Genomic DNA, 18047 nt, shown 5'->3' with positions numbered 1-18047 from the left:
ATAATAAGACAATTCTACAGCGCAGGTAAGTAGACCACAGGAGGGAAGAAAAGTGCTTATAGAGAATGCAAACGGCGCATATATTTTTGTAAATATATGCGCCGGGCATTAATCAGACCACTAATAGATCAGGCGTGTGCCTCGGTATAGACGCTACGCTGCGGCTGACGAATAGTGGTAGAAAGCGCCAGCGAGATAATTAACAGCGCAAAGATAACGCAGAAGGTCACATAGAATCCGCCGAACAGCGAGGCGATAATGGAACCACAAATGCTGCCGATACCGAAACCTAAGTAAATGACACCGTAGTTTTTAGCCAGGTTGTTCAAACCGAAGAACTCACTCACCAGTGACGGGAACACGGTGATGGTGCCGCCAAAGTTAAATGCCACACAGGCAATCGCCGTAAAGAAGGTCACATCATTCAACGGCGCGAACAGCAGTGCCGCCATACCCACCAGCGAAACGACCTGCCCAATGGTGATAACGCGAATACGAGAGATTTTGTCGGACAGAATCCCCAGAACCAGACGACCGGACAGGTTAGCGATAGAAATCACGGTCACCGCGTTTGCCGCCGTTGCCACATCCATATGTGCCAGACTTTGTGCGATATCTTTCGCCACGCCAATTACGTACAGCCCGCTCATACACGCCGTCAGGAACATGACCGCCAGCATCCAGTACTGCGGTTTACGCATGGACTGCGCCAGGGTGTAGTCATTCTCAACCACGCCATTTTTCGTTTTCACTTCCTGATTCGGGGCGTCTTTCATCAGCGTGGAGCCAAAGACGATCATTACCAGCACAATCGCGCCCCAGATCATGAAGGTTTTTTCCAGACCCACGGTGCTCAACAGTTGGCTATCGATGAATTTAAAACCGAGGCTGCCAAGACCGTAAGAACCGATAGCGAAGGCGGAAATCAGCCCTTTACGCTCCGGGAACCATTTTACACAGTTGGAAAGTGTTAACAGGTAGCCTGCACCATCCGCCAGACCAACCAACACACCAGCGCTCAGCCACAGCATAATCAGGCTGTCAGAGTGGGCGGTTAAGAAGAAGCCAACACCGAGTAAAATACCGGAGGCCATGGTGACGCGTTTCACGCCAAAACGTTCCTGCAGTTTCCCGGCGACGGAAGAAGAAATTGCCAGCCCGAGGCTCAGCAGGCCAAAGGAAAAGGCAACCTGACTCACCGGCGCATCAAGCTTAGAAGAAAGCGCACCGTTAAACAGGCTCCAGGTATAAACAGAACCTAAAGCAAATTGGGTAATGATGGTGCCGATCAGTGTCAGCCAGCGGGTACGCTGATAATCAGAAGTTTTCATGGCAGTCTTCCTGCATAAACAAAATGGGAAATTCTCTGCCAACAACCATACCGAAGCGTTTTTATGAGCAGGGGAAAACGGCATGAAATGCCGCCAGGACGGAATGAAATGCCTGGAATGCGGAATGAATGACGAGACAAAAAGTCGGGTTACTGAATTTTATCGCATGAGTTAGTACACGCTATCGCTGGAGTGCGTGTGATTGTTGATCTCAACATGTAATCAAGATGTTTATGTGATGATTGTTTACGTTAAAATTTGGCGCTCACTCCCATGGTGTACATATAGTCGCTGTTGTTGGTGCTATTTTCCGCCTGCGACAGCGCCGCGTAAGCCGCCATATGCGGGTTCAACAGCATATCCGCACCGACGGTAACATCTACCCAGTTACCGTCCTGACCCGCCGCCGTCATGCGACTGAGACCCGACTGCGCCTTCCAGATATTTTCGCCAAACTGCTGGTTATAGCTGATTTGCGCCCACGGTCGCACATCACCGAACTGCGAATTGACTCGCCAGCCCAACGAGCTCACGCTGGCATGCCACAGCGGATCGTTCTGCGTTGCCGACGTCGCGCTATCGCCAAATTCGTTGTAAGTAGATGTGGTGGAACCGTCATAATGCAGCGCGGCAACCGGACCGGTTGTCACCTGCCTTGAAAGCGGGAAGTTCCAGCCCATACTCATGCCGCTGGTGGCATCCATTGGCGTCTCATCCGCCAGATTCACCACGGGCCCCGCCACGTTCTGAGTGGAACGAATACGTTCTTCCAGAATGTCGTTATAACGTGGTTGGTGATCGCTGTCCCATGTATAACGTTCAGCCGTATGCCCTGACAGCGCATCAACGATATATTCTTGTTGCCAGCCATATGCTGTATTGATGGACAGCGCACAAACTATGACGCTCGCCAGAGTTAACCTTTGGCGACCACTACTGTTTCTTATAAGCATCAACGCGACTCCAGAAAAGAGCCGAATTCGGCGATATTATTGTCATTGTGTGAAGTATTTGGGCCAGCAGGCCTTGTATTAAATATTGTCTTTTTAGCTGGCGCGTCAAGGCGGGCCGAATGAAATTTTTACGCCAGTAAAAACAGCGAGGAAGAATATGCAGCGTTGCGGATGGGTCAGTCAGGATCCACTTTACATTGCCTACCACGACAAGGAATGGGGCGTCCCCGAAACCGATGGCAAAAAGCTGTTCGAAATGATCTGCCTCGAAGGCCAGCAGGCCGGGTTATCGTGGATTACCGTACTCAAGAAACGGGAAAATTATCGCCACGCTTTCCACCATTTTGACCCGGAAAAAGTGGCAGCCATGACCGAAGAGGATGTGGAAAGGCTGGTACTGGATGCCGGCATAATTCGCCATCGCGGAAAAATTCAGGCCATTATCGGCAACGCTCGCGCCTTTCTGACGATGGCACAAAACGGAGAGTCGTTTAGCGAGTTCGTCTGGTCATTTGTTGATAACCAACCGCAAGTGACCCGCGCCGCCAACCTGAGCGATATTCCCACCTCCACGCCTGCGTCAGACGCGCTGTCTAAAGCGTTAAAAAAACGCGGATTTAAGTTTGTCGGCACCACCATTTGTTACTCCTTTATGCAGGCATGCGGCCTGGTCAACGATCATGTCACCAGCTGCATCTGTTATCCGGGAGAACAACATGATTCGTGAATCAAAGGCTGAAGATCTACCGGCGATTCTAACGCTGTGGATGGAAAGCACAATCCATGCCCATCCGTTTATCGAAGAGCGCTACTGGCGCGAAAGTGAATCCGTGGTGCGGGATGTTTATCTGCCAGCCGCGCAAACCTGGGTGTGGGAAGAAGAAGGCGAGCTCAAAGGTTTTGTCAGCGTCATTGATGACCGCTTCCTCGGCGCGCTGTTTGTCGCGCCTGCCGCCATCAGAAGCGGGATCGGCAAAGCGCTGGTGCAGCATGTGCAGCAGCGCTTTTCGTTACTCAGCCTGGAGGTCTACCAGAAGAATCAATCAGCGGTGAACTTCTACCATGCGCTGGGTTTTCGCATTGAAGACGGCGCATGGCAGGAAGAGACTCATCATCCTACGTGGATTATGGGCTGGCAGGCGGATCAAACGCCGTAAGCGCCAGGTTCGGTCCGCTGTATTTTTCGAGCCACGCCAGCGCGGTGTTGCCTGCGCAGCCATTCCCCAGCTTCGAGCTGGGGAGATCTTTGGTCAGCACGTTGACGGCGCCATTTTTACAAATACCGTTCGCTGCGAGATCCAAATCAGGCCAGGCGCCTTCATGAATACAGATGACGCCAGGTTTGATGCCCTCCGTCACCACAGCCCCCGCCAGAACGTGTCCACGCTGATTCCACACCCTGACCGTATCGCCATCCGCAATGCCGCGCGCGTGGGCATCCTGCGGATGAATCGTTACCGGCTCACGATCCGCTACCGCATACTGCTCACGCAACGCGCTGTAGTTAAGCTGACTGTGCAAACGGTGCGCCGGATGGGCGGAAAGCAGCTGTAGCTGGCCCGGTTCGGCATTACCGAACCACTCATCCGGCTCCAGCCACATCGGGTGCCCCGCACAGTCCGCGTAGCCGTAACCAGCAATCCTCGCGGAGTAGATTTCAATTTTTCCGCTGTCCGTTTTCAGCGGATGAGCCTGCGGGTCGCGGCGAAAATCCGCAAAACGGATAAACTGCGCGCTGGCGGCATTTTCCGGCATTTCGATCAGGGCGTTGCGCTGCCAAAACTCGGCGAAAGGCGGCAATGTCACCTGCTGACTGGCCCCACGTTGCCCGGCAATATTGTAAAACGTCTCCAGCCATTCCAGCTCGCTTTTGCCTTCGGTGAATCGCTCGTAACCGCCCTCTTCCCAGCGTTCACTCAGCTCAGCAAAAACATCATAATCATTTCGCGCTTCGTCCTGCGGCGGCACAACCTGCTTCATCGGCACCAGGTGCTGGTTGCTGTAGTCGCCGGTCATGGTCAAATCATTGCGCTCAAAGGAGGTGGTCGCTGGCAGTACGATATCGGCATGCTTCGCTGCGGCGGTCCAGAAACACTCCGAGATAACCACCAGCTGCGGTTTTTGCCAGGCGCGAATTAAACGGTTAGTGTCCTGATGATGGGTGAAGTTAGCGCCACCAGCCCACCACAACATGCGGATGTCCGGGAAATGGCGGTCCATGCCGTTGTGCTGGTAAAAACCACCGGGATTTTCCAGCGCTTCAACAATTCGCGCCACCGGGATTTTATCTACCGCGTCGGTACCGCCTTTAACGCTGCCCTGCATTGAAGCCAGCACCGCAGCCCGGCGCGTTGGATTGCCGCCGTTGGCAAAATGGTACGACAGCCCAAAACCGCCGCCTGGCGTCCCGATTTGCCCGAGCATGGCGGCCAGGGTGACGATCATCCAGTGTTTCTGCTCACCATACTGTTGGCGCTGCATCCCCCATCCGGCCATCAGCATGGTGGTATTTTGGTGAAATATCACCGCAAGTTCGCGTATTTTTGTTGCGGGTATACCGCAAATCTCCGCAGCCCACTCTGCCGTTTTCACAACATCATCAGATTTACCCAGCAGATAGTTTGCAAAACGGTCATAGCCGGTGCTACACCGGGCGAGAAAATCCTCGTCATGCCAGCCGTTTTCCACCAGCGTATGCGCGATGCCCAGCATCAGCGCCACGTCGGTCCCCATATGCGGGGCAATCCATTCCATCTTTTCGCCAAAGAATTCGACGCTTTCCGATCGCATCGGATCGATACAGATCAACCGTTTACCGCTGTCGCGCAAAGCCTCAAAGTAAGCAAGCCCCTGCTCATCGGACGCGTTCCAGGCAATCTTCAGTGTATTCAGCGGATTAGCGCTCCATAACACCACCACCTCGCTGTTCTCAAGCACCACAGGCCAGCTGGTTTGCTGCTGGTAAACCTCGTTACCGCCCACCACGTACGGCATGATCGCCTGCGCAGCCCCCGTCGAATAATCCCCCAGATGCCCGGTATAACCGCCTGCCAGCGCCATATAACGCTGTAGCAGAGTTGCCGCTTTGTGTAACACGCCATTAGATCGCCAGCCGTAGGAACCGGCAAAAATCGAGGCCGGGCCGTAGCTGTCACGGATACGTTTATGCTGCGTATGGATAAGATTCAGCGCATCGTCCCAACTGACGCGAACAAATTCATCCTGCCCACGCACGCCCTGGGGATTCTCCGGCGAGGCGAGAAAGCCTTTACGCACCATTGGAAAACGTACCCGCGTTTTACTGTGAACCTGGTCGCGCACCACGGTTTGCAAAGAGTTGGGATGGGAAGTGGGCAACGCGCCACACGAGGAGAAAACCGTCTCACCATCGGTGTCGACGAGAATTGGTCCCCAGTGGGCGGCGGTTAACACCGAGTAATGTGCGGGTGAATTAGCCAAGATGGCGCTCCTGAATGCGATGTGACGGCTTATTTATTATGCCGTTCAATGTTACTTACAAATTTCAGAGTCTTCCCTGGAATTTTCTTCATGTTCACACGTCATAATCAACCGCCACGGTCGCTGTGGCAAAGAAGAAAAAGTCATTAAGGAATTAAGATGAAGAAACGTGTTTTTGTTATTGCTGCCATCGTGAGCGGCGCCCTGGCGGTTTCTGGCTGCACAACAAACCCTTACACCGGCGAACGCGAAGCGGGTAAATCCGGCATTGGCGCGGGTATTGGCTCTCTGGTCGGCGCGGGCATTGGCGCACTCTCTTCTTCGAAGAAAGATCGCGGTAAAGGCGCACTGATTGGCGCGGCGGCGGGTGCGGCCGTTGGTGGTGGTATCGGCTATTACATGGATGTGCAGGAAGCAAAACTGCGCGAAAAAATGCAGGGAACGGGCGTCAGCGTGACGCGTAGTGGCGATAACATCATTCTGAATATGCCGAATAACGTCACCTTCGACAGCAGCAGCGCCAACCTGAAACCTGCTGGTGCCAACACTCTGACCGGCGTGGCAATGGTACTGAAAGAGTACAATAAAACCGCCGTCAACGTGCTGGGCTTCACCGACAGCACCGGCAGCCAGGATCTGAATATGCGTCTGTCTCAACAACGCGCGGACTCCGTGGCCAGCGCCTTGATCACGCAAGGGGTTGCCGCTAATCGTATCCGCACTCAGGGCATGGGTCCGTCAAATCCGATCGCCAGCAACAGCACGGCGGAAGGTAAAGCGCAGAACCGTCGCGTAGAGATTACGTTGAGTCCTGTGCAGTAATCGTTGAGCCGGGTGGCGGCTTCGCCTTACCCGGCCTACGTTCGACATGTAGGCCCGGTAAGCGCAGCGCCACCGGGCAAATTACTTGCTTCGTCAGATTTTCCCGCTAAGGTATTCACACGAAATTCAGGGAAATCAGCGATGAGCAAATCAACACGGGCAACCATCAGCGATGTGGCGAAAGCCGCAAAAACCGGCAAGACCAGCATTTCACGCTATCTCAACGGTGAAAAGCACCTGCTTTCCGACGCGCTACTGGCCCGCATTGAACAAGCCATTGCCGATCTCGACTACCGTCCCAGCCTGATGGCAAGAGGCCTGAAACACGGTCGTACCCGCCTGATTGGCCTGATCATCGCCGATATTACCAATCCCTACTCCGTCAACGTGTTAAGCGGCATTGAAGCCGCCTGCCGCGATAAAGGCTTTACCCCGCTGGTGTGTAACACCAACAACGAAGTGGATCAGGAACTGCATTATCTCGACCTGCTGCGCAGCTACCAGGTCGAAGGGATTGTGGTCAACGCCGTCGGGATGCGCGAAGAGGGGCTGAACCGCCTGCAGCAGTCTGCGCTGCCGATGGTGCTGATTGACCGTAAAATCCCCGATTTCGCCTGTGATATGGTCGGGCTGGATAACACCCAGGCGGCAACGGTTGCCACGGAACATCTGGTCGAACAAGGTTTTGAAGCCATCCTGTTCCTCAGCGAACCGCTCGGCATGGTGAATACCCGCCGCGAGCGCCTGAGCGCTTTTCGCGCCACCCTCGCACAGTACCCCGGCGTTATCGCGCAAAATGCCGAAGTCCCGCTCACGGACAATACGCAACTGGACGACACCCTGCGCCAGTTCCACCAGCAGCACCGGGGAATGCGCAAAGCCGTTATCTCAGCCAATGGCGCTCTCACACTGCAGGTTGCCCGCGCCCTGAAACGCATTGGCCTTAACTGGGGCAGCGATATCGGCCTGCTCGGTTTTGACGAACTGGAATGGGCCGAACTGGCGGGCGTTGGTATTACCACGTTGAAACAACCTACCTGGCAGATTGGCTACACCGCCGTTGAGCAGGTTGTACGCCGGATCGATGGCGGCTCTGCTGCCATTCAGGAACAGGTCTTCTCCGGCGAACTGATCGTTCGCGGCTCTACCGCCCGTTAAATTTCCTTCGTGATGGTGATCATAAATTCAACATCATAAGCTTTTCTTTGGAACCGGTTCCATCTAGCGTTATAGCAAGAACGCTAGTCTGGAGTTTCCATGAAAAGAAAAATTATGGTGGTCACCGCCGCTTACGGCCATGACCAGGTACGGGCCGCTGGCGGGCAAACGGCAATGCTGCCCATTATCGCTGAAGCCGGTGCTGACGGCGTCGAAATCCGCCGCGAATTGCTGACCGACGCCGAGCTGCACACGCTGTCTACGGTGGCATCTGCTATCGAAATTTTCGGCCTGCTGGCCTGTTACTCAGCGCCTGAGCCGTTGTTCCTTGAGGACGGTAGCCTCAATCCCCGACTTCCTGCGCTACTTGAAGAAGCACAGGCTCTGCAGGCGCTGTGGCTAAAAGTCTCCCTCGGTCATTTCTCCCATACCGAACAGTTCAACGTGTTACGCGAATGGCTGGACAACAGCGGAATGGAACTGGTTGTCGAAAACGATCAGACCGCCTGCGGACGCCTGAAGCCGATGCAGCGCTTTAACGAAGCCTGCCAGACGCAGAATCTGCCGATATCTCTGACCTTCGATATGGGCAACTGGCTGTGGGTGGGCGACTCCCCGGAACAGGCGGCGCAGAATCTGGCGTCAACCGTTGGGTATATCCATGTCAAAGCCGCCGTTGCACATCGCGACAGCTACCGTGCCGTACCACCTGATGCAGCCGATCCGCGCTGGCTGACGCTGTTGAAAACGCTGCCGGGCGATGTTCCACGCGGCATTGAGTTTCCCCTGGAAGGGCAGGATTTGGCGGCGGTTACTCGCCGTTACGTCGAGTTGTTACGCGAGGAGTAACGCATGAAAAATTCACTGGATGTGGTCACTATTGGTGAAGCGATGGCGATGTTTGTCGCCACGCAAACCGGCGAACTGGCGGATGTGGAGCAGTTTATCAAGCGCGTTGCTGGCGCTGAACTCAATGTGGCGACCGGTCTTGCCCGGCTGGGCCTGAAGGTCGGTTGGGTAAGCCGTGTAGGCAACGACAGTTTTGGCCGTTTTATCGTTAAGTCGCTGGAAAAAGAAGGGATTGATGCGCAGGGAGTCACCCAGGACGGGCGTTACGCTACTGGCTTTCAGCTTAAATCTAAGGTCGAAAATGGAACCGATCCCATTGTGGAATACTTCCGCAAAGGTTCCGCTGCCAGCCACCTCAGCATTGAGGATTATCACGAAGCCTACTTCGCCAGCGCGCGCCACCTGCACCTGAGCGGCGTAGCGGCAGCGCTTTCAGCCAGCTCTTATGAACTACTGGCGCATACCGCCCGTACCATGAAGGCCCAAGGGAAGACCATCTCGTTCGACCCGAATTTGCGCCCGGTGCTGTGGAAAAGCGAAGCCGAGATGGTGGAAAAACTGAACCGTTTGGCATTCCAGGCCGACTGGGTTTTACCTGGATTAAAAGAGGGCATGATTTTAACCGGTCAGCAGACGCCTGAAGCCATCGCCGACTTTTATCTGCGCCACGGGGTGAAGGCCGTGATCATCAAAACCGGGGCTGATGGCGCCTGGTACAAAACCGCCGGCGGTGAACAAGGCTGCGTTGCACCGGTAAAAGTCGACAACGTGGTTGATACGGTCGGCGCAGGTGATGGTTTTGCCGTGGGCGTTATTAGCGCCCTGCTGGAAGGCCGCTCGCTGCATCAGGCTGTGACCCGCGGCAATAAAATTGGCGCACTGGCCATTCAGGTTCAGGGCGACAGCGAAGGATTACCCACACGTGAACAATTAGGGGAATAAATTCCCGGCCAACTCTGCCTCTGTACCCTACATTCAGAGGCGGCGTATCAGTATAACCAGAGGGCAGTCTATGAATAGCTCAACTAATGCAGCAAAACGCTGGTGGTACATCATGCCAATCGTGTTTATCACGTATAGCCTGGCGTACCTTGACCGCGCGAACTTCAGCTTCGCCTCCGCCGCAGGTATCAACGAGGACCTCGGCATTACCAAAGGGATCTCTTCCCTGCTGGGCGCGCTGTTTTTCCTCGGCTACTTCTTCTTTCAGATCCCAGGCGCAATTTACGCCGAACGCCGCAGCGTACGAAAACTGATTTTTGTCTGTCTGATCCTCTGGGGTGCCTGTGCGTCGTTAACCGGCATGGTCAGCAATATTCCAATGCTTGCCGCCATCCGCTTTATTCTTGGCGTCGTTGAAGCCGCGGTCATGCCCGCAATGCTGATTTATATCAGTAACTGGTTTACGAAGTCCGAGCGTTCGCGCGCAAACACTTTCCTGATCCTCGGTAACCCGGTTACCGTCCTGTGGATGTCCGTGGTTTCCGGGTATCTGATCCAGGCGCTGGGCTGGCGGGAAATGTTCATCATCGAGGGCTTCCCGGCCATCATCTGGGCGTTCTGCTGGTGGGTGCTGGTAAAAGACAAACCGTCTCAGGTCGGTTGGCTGTCAGAATCTGAAAAAGCCGCCCTTCAGGCACAACTGGAAAAAGAGCAGCAAGGCATCAAAGCTGTGCGTAACTATAGCGAAGCCTTCCGCTCACGTAACGTCATCCTGCTGTGTATGCAGTATTTCACCTGGAGTATTGGCGTCTATGGTTTTGTCCTGTGGCTGCCGTCGATTATCCGCAACGGCGGTGCAAATCTGGGGATGGTTGAGGTTGGCTGGCTGTCATCCGTACCTTATCTGGCGGCGACTGCGGCGATGATCCTCGTTTCCTGGGCCTCCGATAAACTGCAAAATCGTAAGCTGTTTGTCTGGCCACTGTTACTGATAGCTGCTTTCGCTTTTATCGGCTCATGGGCCGTGGGCGCAGACCACTTCTGGATTTCTTATACGCTGTTGGTTATTGCGGGTGCGGCAATGTATGCCCCTTATGGTCCTTTCTTTGCCATCATTCCTGAAATGCTGCCGCGTAACGTTGCCGGGGGTGCAATGGCGCTGATTAACAGTATGGGCGCGCTAGGCTCATTCTTTGGTTCATGGTTTGTCGGCTACCTCAATGGCGCTACCGGCAGCCCGTCCGCCTCGTACATTTTTATGGGGGTAGCGCTTTTTGTCTCAGTATGGCTAACTCTCGTTGTTAAGCCTGCTAATAATCAACAGCTACCTATTGGCGCACGCCACGCTTAAATTTTAACTTACGGAGATTCGCATGAAGCCGTCCATTATTCTCTATAAAGCGTTACCTGACGATTTACTGCATCGCCTGGAAGAGCATTTTACTGTGACTCAGGTGCCTAACCTGCGCCCGGAAACGGTCGCACAGCACGCTGAGGCTTTTGCCAATGCGGAAGGTCTGCTGGGCTCCAGTGAAGCCGTCAATACCGCTCTACTGGAGAAAATGCCGAAACTGCGTGCGACCTCCACGATTTCCGTCGGCTATGACAACTTCGACGTCGATGCCCTTAACGCGCGTAAGGTGCTGTTGATGCACACGCCAACCGTACTGACAGAAACCGTCGCCGATACGGTGATGGCGCTGGTGTTAAGTACCGCTCGCCGCATGGTAGAAGTGGCTGAACGCGTGAAGGTCGGTGAATGGACCAAAAGTATCGGGCCGGACTGGTTCGGTACGGATGTGCACCACAAAACGCTGGGGATTGTCGGCATGGGCCGCATTGGGCTGGCGCTGGCACAACGTGCGCATTTCGGCTTTAGCATGCCGATTCTCTATAATGCGCGCCGTCATCATCAGGAAGCAGAAGAACGCTTCAACGCGCGCTACTGCGACCTCGATACGCTGTTACAAGAATCCGATTTTGTCTGCCTGATCCTGCCGTTAACCGACGAAACGCATCATCTGTTCAGCACCGAACAGTTTGCCAAAATGAAGTCTTCCGCCATTTTCATTAACGCCGGACGTGGGCCGGTGGTCGATGAAAAAGCACTGATTGCCGCCCTGCAAAACGGTGAAATTCATGCCGCTGGCCTGGATGTGTTTGAGCAGGAGCCATTACCGGCTGACTCACCGCTGCTGTCGCTGCCAAACGTGGTTGCTGTGCCGCACATTGGTTCAGCCACGCACGAAACGCGCTATAACATGGCGGCCTGTGCGGTGGATAACTTAATCGATGCGCTGCAAGGACGCGTTGAGAAGAACTGCGTAAACCCGCAGGTCGTGCGATAAACAAAAGGCCGGGTAGCGCTTACGCTCACCCGGCCCTTCATATCTTACAGCGGCTTAATTACTGAGCGGCATTCACCGCAGCAGTCCAGGCCTGGTTAAATGCTTGATGTTGAGCAGCCAACGGGCCAATCAGCGTGTTGTACTGACTTGCCTGCTGTGACGTTGGGAACTGGATACCGTTGGCGACAAAGCTCACCTGCGTATCCTGCTGCGCCACAAAATCACCAACCTGCACTAACTGCTGCGTGAAGATTTGCGCTGCAGGGATCAGCGGCTGTAACGCCTCTGCAGGTACAGTGACTACTTTATTGTAAACCTGGTCAAAGACCGGCTTCAGATCTTCGCCCTGCTTCAGCGCGCCATGCGCAGCATCTGCCTGTAGTTTCGCATTCTGCAACTGTTGCCCTAATACACCTAGCGCACCATTTGCCTGACGCAGCGGCTCACGCTGAGTCACATAATCCTGAGGAACACGAATCGCATTTACGCTATCAACCACCGGACGCAGACCGGAGTCCATCGCCTGATTAACCTGCTGCGAATAGCCATACAGAATCGCGTAATCGGACACAAACGGGCCAAACTGTTTTTTCTGATCGGCGGTCAGCGTTGGTAAACGCTCTCCGCTACGCATTGCAGTATTCTGCAGAAAATCGATAAACGCTTTACGTTGATCGCCTTCTTTATCAAAACACCCACTCAGGCCAACTACCATTAAGAGCGCCAAAACAGGCGCAAACCAGCGAGAGCAGGACTTACCTGTCGCCATTTTAATACTCCTTTCACCCAAAAATGCGCACAACGACACCCGCGTGCCTGACGTTAACAAGGATAGTCCAGGTCAGCCCCGCAAGATACCCTTTCCGCATAATCTTGTGGGGGAAAATAACCGTTCCCACCACCGTTCGTTTTGCTAAACAATGCTGCATTTACTACTCGGCGTCATATTTTAGTCATCTTTACAATCGGAATCGATCGTTCGGAGATCCCGACCTTTATCAGTTTGTTAGCCAGCAACAGATTGTCACCTGCGATCTGCTGAAACGAATCCATCTCTCAAACCCCGAATCCGACTTCATTTTTTGCGACTACTCTTAATGAGCTTCGAGAAAATTCACGATCCCGCTGTGTGATTTATAGGAGTTCTCAATGGAATACAAAGATCCTATGTTTGAACTGCTAAGCAGTCTGGAGCAGATTGTTTTTAAAGATGTATCGCAGACGGTCACTCTGACGCAAAAAACCAACCCTTTCACCGAATTTGAACAGTTACGACGAGGGACGGGTTTAAAAACAGATGATTTTGCCCGAGTAATGGGCGTGACAGTCGCGATGGTTCATGAATGGGAGTCTAAACGCGTAAAGCCTTCCACTACCGAATTGAAGTTAATGCGCCTGATCCAGGCAGATCCAAGATTAAGTAAGCAACTGATGGATTGAACTATTTTTCAATTTTGCTTAAGAACGGTCCTGTAACGGGGCCGTTCCCTTACGAAGGTTATCCACAAAAAAGAAAATAGTAGTTGCATCCACATGCGTAAAATGAGTTAATGCCCTCAACGGTTTGACGTACAGACCATTACAGCAGTTAGTAAGGCAAGTCCCTTCAAGAGTTATCGTTGATACCCTTCGTAGTGAGCATTTCCTTTACTGTTAAAAAATCTGTAAAGCACGCCATATCGCCGAAAGGCACACTTATTTTTTAAAAGGTAATACACTATGTCCGGTAAAATGACTGGTATCGTAAAATGGTTCAACGCTGACAAAGGTTTCGGCTTCATCACTCCTGACGATGGCTCTAAAGACGTGTTCGTACACTTCTCTGCTATCCAGAACGATGGCTACAAATCTCTGGACGAAGGTCAGAAAGTTTCCTTCACCATCGAAAGCGGCGCTAAAGGCCCGGCAGCTGGCAACGTAACCAGCCTGTAAGCTTAAAAAGCTCAAGATTCTGAATCCCTGCCAAACGGCGGGGATTTTTTTTATCTGTACTTCTTAAAACGCCTCGCCCACACGCGTCTTTGCATTACTTTACCCGCCGCCCCTTTGACCTTTCCCTAAGGGCAAGCTTTATAGTGAGCCAGTCTGTATTCCACAACGTTCACAAGGAATTGAAGCTATGTCGAAATCCTCATTACTGCTGGTTTTAGGTTTACTCACCACCGGTAGCGCGTTCGCCGCAACCCCTGAAGCCACTTTTTTGGCGGAACACGGGCTCAGCGGAAAATCCGTCGAGCAAATCGTCGAGGCCATTGACCAGTCTCCACAGAGCCGCCCACTGCCCTACTCGGCATCCGTCACCAGCACTGAACTGAAGCTCTCTTCAGGCGATCAGATCTATACCCTGCCGCTCGGTGACAAGTTCTATCTGTCATTTTCCCCTTATGAATGGCAAACACATCCTTGCTTCAACCACAGCCTTTCCGGTTGCCAGGGCGAAATGCCGGAGAAGACATTCAATGTCAAAGTGACGGATAACAAGGGTGATGTAGTGCTACAAAAAGAGATGAAGAGCGGTCGAAATGGCTTCGTCGGGGTTTGGCTACCGCGCAATATGGCAGGCACCATCGCAGTAAGCTACAACGGCAAAAAAGCAGAGTATCCCATTAAGACCATGGAAGACAGCCAGACCTGTCTGACTAAATTACAGCTGCGCTAACAACATAAAAAAATGCCGGATGGCGGCTTCGCCTTATCCGGCCTACGAGATAAACACCAGTAGGCCGGATAAGCATTGCGCCATCCGGCATTTTCTAAGTCAGCTCAGGACCGTTACTGTAGCAGCGAAATATCCGCCACGCGCAGGAACAGTTCGCGCAGTTTTTCGAGCATGGAGAGACGGTTGATACGCAGATCTTTATCTTCTACGTTGACCATCACTTTCTCGAAGAACGCATCAACTGGCTCACGCAGTTCCGCTAACTCAACCAGCGCTTCCTGGTAATGGCCAGCGGCGAAAACTGGCTCCAGCTTATCGCGCAGCACCACAACCTGCATCGCCAGCGCAATTTCTTCCGGCTCTTTCAGCGTTGCCGCATTCACACGGTCATTCAGCGTTTCTTCAGACTTCGCCAGGATGTTCGATACACGTTTGTTCGCGGCAGCCAGCGCGGACGCGGCCTCCAGTGTACGGAAGTGCGAAACCGCCTTCATACGTGCGTCGAAATCAGCCGGACGAGTCGGACGACGCGCCAGCACGGCCTGAATGGTATCGACGGTATAACCTTCGTCCTGATACCAGGCGCGGAAGCGACCAAGCATAAAGTCGATAACGTCATCCACCACGTTGGCGTTGGTCAGCTTGTCGCCATACAGACGAACAGCCTCTTCCGTCAGCGTTTGCAGATCCAGATTCAGGTTCTTCTCAACGATGATACGCAGCACGCCCAGAGCAGCACGACGCAGCGCAAACGGGTCTTTGTCGCCTTTCGGATGCTGACCAATACCGAAGATACCCGCCAGGGTGTCCATCTTGTCAGCAATCGCCACGGCACAAGCCACCGGGTTAGACGGCAGGTCATCACCGGCAAAACGCGGCTGATACTGCTCGTTCAGCGCCACCGCGACATCTTCCGCTTCGCCATCGTGACGCGCGTAGTGCATTCCCATCACGCCCTGGGTGTCGGTGAACTCGAAGACCATGTTGGTCATCAGATCGCACTTGGACAGCAGGCCAGCACGCGTTGCGTGGTTAACGTCAGCGCCAATTTGACCAGCAATCCAGCCCGCCAGCGCCTGGATACGGTCAGTCTTGTCGCGCAGCGTACCCAGTTGCTGTTGGAACAGCACGGTTTGCAGACGCGGCAGATGGTCTTCAAGGCGTTTTTTACGGTCGGTATTGAAGAAGAACTCAGCATCCGCAAGACGCGGACGAACAACCTTCTCGTTACCGGAGATAATCTGGGTCGGATCTTTCGATTCGATGTTGGCAACGAAGATAAAGTTCGGCAGCAATTTGCCGTCGTTCGCATAAACCGGGAAGTACTTCTGGTCACCTTTCATGGTGTGTACCAGCGCTTCAGACGGAACAGCGAGGAATTTCTCTTCGAATTTCGCGGTAAGCACTACCGGCCATTCTACCAGCGAGGTGACTTCTTCCAGCAGGCTTTCGCTCAGGTCAGCGTTACCGCCAATCTTACGCGCCGCTTCTTCAGCATCGGCTTTGATTTTCGCTTTACGCTCAGCGTAATCCGCAATGACTTTGCCTCGCTCACGCAGGATTTCCGGATACTGATCGGCAGAATCGATAGTGAATTCCGGCTCGCCCATAAAGCGGTGTCCACGGATCACACGATCGGACTGAATGCCCAGAATCGTTGCCGGAATAACTTTGTCGCCCAGCAGCAGAGTCACGGTGTGAACCGGACGCACGAAGTGAACGTCAGACGCGCCCCAGCGCATCAGTTTCGGGATCGGCAGCTTCGCCAGCGAAGTGGCAATCATGTTTGGCAGCAGCGTTTCAGCGCTTTCGCCTTTCACATGCGCGCGATACAGCAGCCATTCGCCTTTGTCGGTAGTCAGACGCTCAGCCTGATCAACCGTGATGCCGCAGCCACGTGCCCAACCTTCTGCCGCTTTGCTCGGTTTGCCTTCAGCGTCAAACGCCTGGGCAATGGCCGGACCACGTTTTTCAACTTCACGATCGGGTTGAGATTCCGCCAGATTCGCGACTTTCAGCGCCAGGCGACGCGGTGCAGCAAACCACTCAACGTTGCCGTGCGCGATGCCAGCGTTGTCCAGCTCCGCGGTAAAGTTTGCAGCAAAGGACTCAGCCAGGCTGCGCAGTGCTTTTGGTGGCAGCTCTTCAGTGCCGATTTCCACCAGAAAAGTTTTCTCAGACATGGCCGCCTCTTATTTGTCTTTGTTGCACATCGGGAAGCCAAGGGCTTCACGGGAAGCGTAGTAAGCTTCTGCCACTGCTTTGGTCAGGGTGCGAATGCGCAGGATATAGCGCTGACGCTCGGTGACGGAGATGGCTTTACGCGCATCCAGCAGGTTGAAGCTATGGGCGGCTTTCAGAATACGTTCATACGCAGGCAGCGGCAGCGGATTTTCCAGCGCCAGCAGCTGCTGCGCTTCTTTCTCGTACTGCTCGAAGCAGGTGAACAGGAAGTCCACGTCGGCGTATTCAAAGTTGTAGGTGGATTGCTCCACTTCGTTCTGATGGAACACGTCACCGTAAGTGGTTTTACCCAGCGGGCCGTCGCTCCAGACCAGGTCGTAAACGCTGTCTACGCCCTGAATGTACATGGCCAGACGTTCCAGACCGTAGGTAATTTCCCCGGTTACTGGTTTACATTCCAGACCACCAACCTGCTGGAAGTAGGTGAACTGAGTCACTTCCATGCCGTTCAGCCACACTTCCCAACCCAGACCCCAGGCACCCAGCGTCGGGTTTTCCCAGTTATCTTCCACGAAACGAATATCGTGAATGGTCGGGTCCATACCCAGCTCTTTCAGAGAACCCAGGTACAGCTCCTGAATGTTGTCCGGTGACGGCTTAATCACTACCTGGAACTGATAGTAGTGCTGTAAGCGGTTCGGGTTTTCGCCATAGCGGCCATCGGTCGGACGACGGGAAGGCTGCACATAAGCAGTCGCCATCGGTTCCGGCCCCAGCGCACGCAGGCAGGTCATTGGGTGAGATGTTCCCGCGCCGACTTCCATGTCCAATGGTTGAACAATGGTGCAGCCCTGGCGAGCCCAGTAATCCTGTAAGGTCAGGATCAAGCCCTGGAAGGTCCTGGTATCAAACTTTTGCATATTATTTCGTGCTGGATACGTGTGGATTTAAAGGAAGCGATCAGTATACCCGCTGGCTGCAAGATATACAGTACGAAACGGGAAAAAGGGGGAACTTAGCGCATGGAAAGGTGCAAAAACTGCCCGTCTGCATCAAAAGAACAGACAAAACTCTCTTTACGGAAGGTAGAACCACGCATCTCATAGCTGCCCTGGAATTGCTCCAGGCCGGAGATATCAATTTTCTGCGCGCCAGTGTTGTAGCGTTGCGCCGCCTCATTTTTGCACAATGACTCCATATCCAGCGAACGTGTGGCACTGACCTTAACCTTTTGCGCTTTCTGCGCGGGTGCAGACGGTTGTGTGTCAGCGCACGCTACCAGCAAAAGGGTAGCGATTGTGGGAAAGAAATACTTCATCATCATTTTATTACCGCCTGGTTT

General features: G+C 53.7%; 18 protein-coding genes. 11 read left to right on the top strand and 7 right to left on the bottom strand.

What is annotated here, in order from left to right; all coding sequences use genetic code 11:
• Window positions 1-128: 128 nt before the first annotated feature.
• Window positions 129-1331, bottom strand: a complete 1203-nt coding sequence (locus SK33_RS00880; protein WP_003024301.1) for an L-lactate MFS transporter — start codon at window positions 1329-1331, stop codon at window positions 129-131.
• 251 nt (window positions 1332-1582) lie between these two features.
• Window positions 1583-2284: an autotransporter outer membrane beta-barrel domain-containing protein gene (locus SK33_RS00875; protein ID WP_003024299.1), complete on the bottom strand. Its 702-nt coding sequence runs from the start codon at window positions 2282-2284 to the stop codon at window positions 1583-1585.
• A 157-nt stretch (window positions 2285-2441) separates the two neighbouring features.
• Here SK33_RS00875 and tag point away from each other — a divergent pair, with 157 nt between their 5' ends.
• A complete protein-coding gene (gene tag, locus SK33_RS00870) occupies window positions 2442-3011 on the top strand; it encodes a DNA-3-methyladenine glycosylase I (RefSeq protein WP_003846107.1) in 570 nt (189 codons plus the stop codon).
• Entirely contained in the window at window positions 3001-3441 is a 441-nt protein-coding gene (locus SK33_RS00865; RefSeq protein ID WP_016151144.1) for an N-acetyltransferase, read from the top strand. Before tag ends, SK33_RS00865 begins: the two co-directional genes overlap by 11 nt.
• Here the strand turns inward: SK33_RS00865 and SK33_RS00860 are convergent.
• Window positions 3410-5743 (bottom strand): molybdopterin guanine dinucleotide-containing S/N-oxide reductase, encoded by a 2334-nt coding sequence (locus SK33_RS00860; RefSeq protein ID WP_048218811.1) that lies wholly within the window; start codon window positions 5741-5743, stop codon window positions 3410-3412. The genes SK33_RS00865 and SK33_RS00860 overlap by 32 nt on opposite strands.
• Window positions 5744-5902: 159 nt before the next feature.
• Here SK33_RS00860 and SK33_RS00855 point away from each other — a divergent pair, with 159 nt between their 5' ends.
• The 6 genes from SK33_RS00855 (at window position 5903) to ghrB (ending at window position 11862) form a co-directional block, all read left to right on the top strand.
• On the top strand, window positions 5903-6565 hold the full coding sequence (locus SK33_RS00855) for an OmpA family lipoprotein (RefSeq protein WP_003024287.1): 663 nt from the start codon (window positions 5903-5905) through the stop codon (window positions 6563-6565).
• Between the two features lie 141 nt (window positions 6566-6706).
• Complete coding sequence (locus tag SK33_RS00850) at window positions 6707-7723, top strand: LacI family DNA-binding transcriptional regulator (protein WP_005133828.1); 1017 nt, start codon at window positions 6707-6709, stop codon at window positions 7721-7723.
• 99 nt (window positions 7724-7822) lie between these two features.
• Window positions 7823-8572: a sugar phosphate isomerase/epimerase family protein gene (locus SK33_RS00845; protein WP_048218812.1), complete on the top strand. Its 750-nt coding sequence runs from the start codon at window positions 7823-7825 to the stop codon at window positions 8570-8572.
• A 3-nt stretch (window positions 8573-8575) separates the two neighbouring features.
• On the top strand, window positions 8576-9514 hold the full coding sequence (locus SK33_RS00840; RefSeq protein ID WP_048218813.1) for a sugar kinase: 939 nt from the start codon (window positions 8576-8578) through the stop codon (window positions 9512-9514).
• Between the two features lie 70 nt (window positions 9515-9584).
• Window positions 9585-10865 (top strand): MFS transporter, encoded by a 1281-nt coding sequence (locus tag SK33_RS00835; protein WP_003024280.1) that lies wholly within the window; start codon window positions 9585-9587, stop codon window positions 10863-10865.
• Window positions 10866-10887: 22 nt separating this feature from the next.
• On the top strand, window positions 10888-11862 hold the full coding sequence (gene ghrB / locus SK33_RS00830; protein ID WP_048218814.1) for a glyoxylate/hydroxypyruvate reductase GhrB: 975 nt from the start codon (window positions 10888-10890) through the stop codon (window positions 11860-11862).
• Window positions 11863-11920: 58 nt separating this feature from the next.
• On the opposite strand, the gene SK33_RS00825 is transcribed toward ghrB, so the two are convergent.
• Window positions 11921-12631 (bottom strand): DUF3053 domain-containing protein, encoded by a 711-nt coding sequence (locus SK33_RS00825; RefSeq protein ID WP_003024276.1) that lies wholly within the window; start codon window positions 12629-12631, stop codon window positions 11921-11923.
• Between the two features lie 380 nt (window positions 12632-13011).
• Here SK33_RS00825 and SK33_RS00820 point away from each other — a divergent pair, with 380 nt between their 5' ends.
• The 3 genes from SK33_RS00820 to cueP all read left to right on the top strand — a co-directional run bounded on the left by SK33_RS00820 (window position 13012) and on the right by cueP (window position 14521).
• The gene (locus SK33_RS00820; RefSeq protein ID WP_003024273.1) at window positions 13012-13302 is read left to right on the top strand and encodes an HTH-type transcriptional regulator; all 291 of its coding nucleotides are present in this window, start codon (window positions 13012-13014) and stop codon (window positions 13300-13302) included.
• A gap of 279 nt (window positions 13303-13581) precedes the next feature.
• On the top strand, window positions 13582-13794 hold the full coding sequence (gene cspE / locus SK33_RS00815; RefSeq protein ID WP_000014594.1) for a transcription antiterminator/RNA stability regulator CspE: 213 nt from the start codon (window positions 13582-13584) through the stop codon (window positions 13792-13794).
• Between the two features lie 187 nt (window positions 13795-13981).
• Window positions 13982-14521 carry a copper-binding periplasmic metallochaperone CueP gene (gene cueP / locus SK33_RS00810; protein ID WP_048218815.1) on the top strand — a complete coding sequence of 180 codons (540 nt, stop codon included), beginning with the start codon at window positions 13982-13984 and terminating at the stop codon, window positions 14519-14521.
• Between the two features lie 113 nt (window positions 14522-14634).
• Here cueP and glyS read toward each other — a convergent pair whose 3' ends face one another.
• From glyS to SK33_RS00795, 3 genes are all read right to left on the bottom strand, one after another.
• Window positions 14635-16704, bottom strand: a complete 2070-nt coding sequence (gene glyS / locus SK33_RS00805; protein ID WP_003837705.1) for a glycine--tRNA ligase subunit beta — start codon at window positions 16702-16704, stop codon at window positions 14635-14637.
• A gap of 9 nt (window positions 16705-16713) precedes the next feature.
• Window positions 16714-17625: a glycine--tRNA ligase subunit alpha gene (glyQ, locus tag SK33_RS00800; RefSeq protein ID WP_001168551.1), complete on the bottom strand. Its 912-nt coding sequence runs from the start codon at window positions 17623-17625 to the stop codon at window positions 16714-16716.
• Between the two features lie 95 nt (window positions 17626-17720).
• Window positions 17721-18029 carry a YsaB family lipoprotein gene (locus SK33_RS00795; RefSeq protein WP_003024259.1) on the bottom strand — a complete coding sequence of 103 codons (309 nt, stop codon included), beginning with the start codon at window positions 18027-18029 and terminating at the stop codon, window positions 17721-17723.
• Window positions 18030-18047: the final 18 nt, after the last annotated feature.

The organism is Citrobacter sp. MGH103, assembly GCF_001034475.2.
GTDB classification, from domain to species: Bacteria; Pseudomonadota; Gammaproteobacteria; order Enterobacterales; family Enterobacteriaceae; genus Citrobacter; species Citrobacter freundii.
Note: the sequence above shows the minus strand (reverse complement) of the source record. Positions and strands in the feature narration are given on the sequence as shown.

Excerpts from the sequence above, each read along its gene's own strand:
- SK33_RS00880 (WP_003024301.1), bottom strand. The coding sequence starts at position 1,331 with ATGAAAACTTCTGATTATCAGCGTACCCGCTGGCTGACACTGATCGGC.
- SK33_RS00875 (WP_003024299.1), bottom strand. The coding sequence starts at position 2,284 with ATGCTTATAAGAAACAGTAGTGGTCGCCAAAGGTTAACTCTGGCGAGC.
- tag (WP_003846107.1), top strand. The coding sequence starts at position 2,442 with ATGCAGCGTTGCGGATGGGTCAGTCAGGATCCACTTTACATTGCCTAC.
- SK33_RS00865 (WP_016151144.1), top strand. The coding sequence starts at position 3,001 with ATGATTCGTGAATCAAAGGCTGAAGATCTACCGGCGATTCTAACGCTG.
- SK33_RS00855 (WP_003024287.1), top strand. The coding sequence starts at position 5,903 with ATGAAGAAACGTGTTTTTGTTATTGCTGCCATCGTGAGCGGCGCCCTG.
- SK33_RS00850 (WP_005133828.1), top strand. The coding sequence starts at position 6,707 with ATGAGCAAATCAACACGGGCAACCATCAGCGATGTGGCGAAAGCCGCA.
- SK33_RS00845 (WP_048218812.1), top strand. The coding sequence starts at position 7,823 with ATGAAAAGAAAAATTATGGTGGTCACCGCCGCTTACGGCCATGACCAG.
- SK33_RS00840 (WP_048218813.1), top strand. The coding sequence starts at position 8,576 with ATGAAAAATTCACTGGATGTGGTCACTATTGGTGAAGCGATGGCGATG.
- SK33_RS00835 (WP_003024280.1), top strand. The coding sequence starts at position 9,585 with ATGAATAGCTCAACTAATGCAGCAAAACGCTGGTGGTACATCATGCCA.
- ghrB (WP_048218814.1), top strand. The coding sequence starts at position 10,888 with ATGAAGCCGTCCATTATTCTCTATAAAGCGTTACCTGACGATTTACTG.
- SK33_RS00825 (WP_003024276.1), bottom strand. The coding sequence starts at position 12,631 with ATGGCGACAGGTAAGTCCTGCTCTCGCTGGTTTGCGCCTGTTTTGGCG.
- SK33_RS00820 (WP_003024273.1), top strand. The coding sequence starts at position 13,012 with ATGGAATACAAAGATCCTATGTTTGAACTGCTAAGCAGTCTGGAGCAG.
- cspE (WP_000014594.1), top strand. The coding sequence starts at position 13,582 with ATGTCCGGTAAAATGACTGGTATCGTAAAATGGTTCAACGCTGACAAA.
- cueP (WP_048218815.1), top strand. The coding sequence starts at position 13,982 with ATGTCGAAATCCTCATTACTGCTGGTTTTAGGTTTACTCACCACCGGT.
- glyS (WP_003837705.1), bottom strand. The coding sequence starts at position 16,704 with ATGTCTGAGAAAACTTTTCTGGTGGAAATCGGCACTGAAGAGCTGCCA.
- glyQ (WP_001168551.1), bottom strand. The coding sequence starts at position 17,625 with ATGCAAAAGTTTGATACCAGGACCTTCCAGGGCTTGATCCTGACCTTA.
- SK33_RS00795 (WP_003024259.1), bottom strand. The coding sequence starts at position 18,029 with ATGATGATGAAGTATTTCTTTCCCACAATCGCTACCCTTTTGCTGGTA.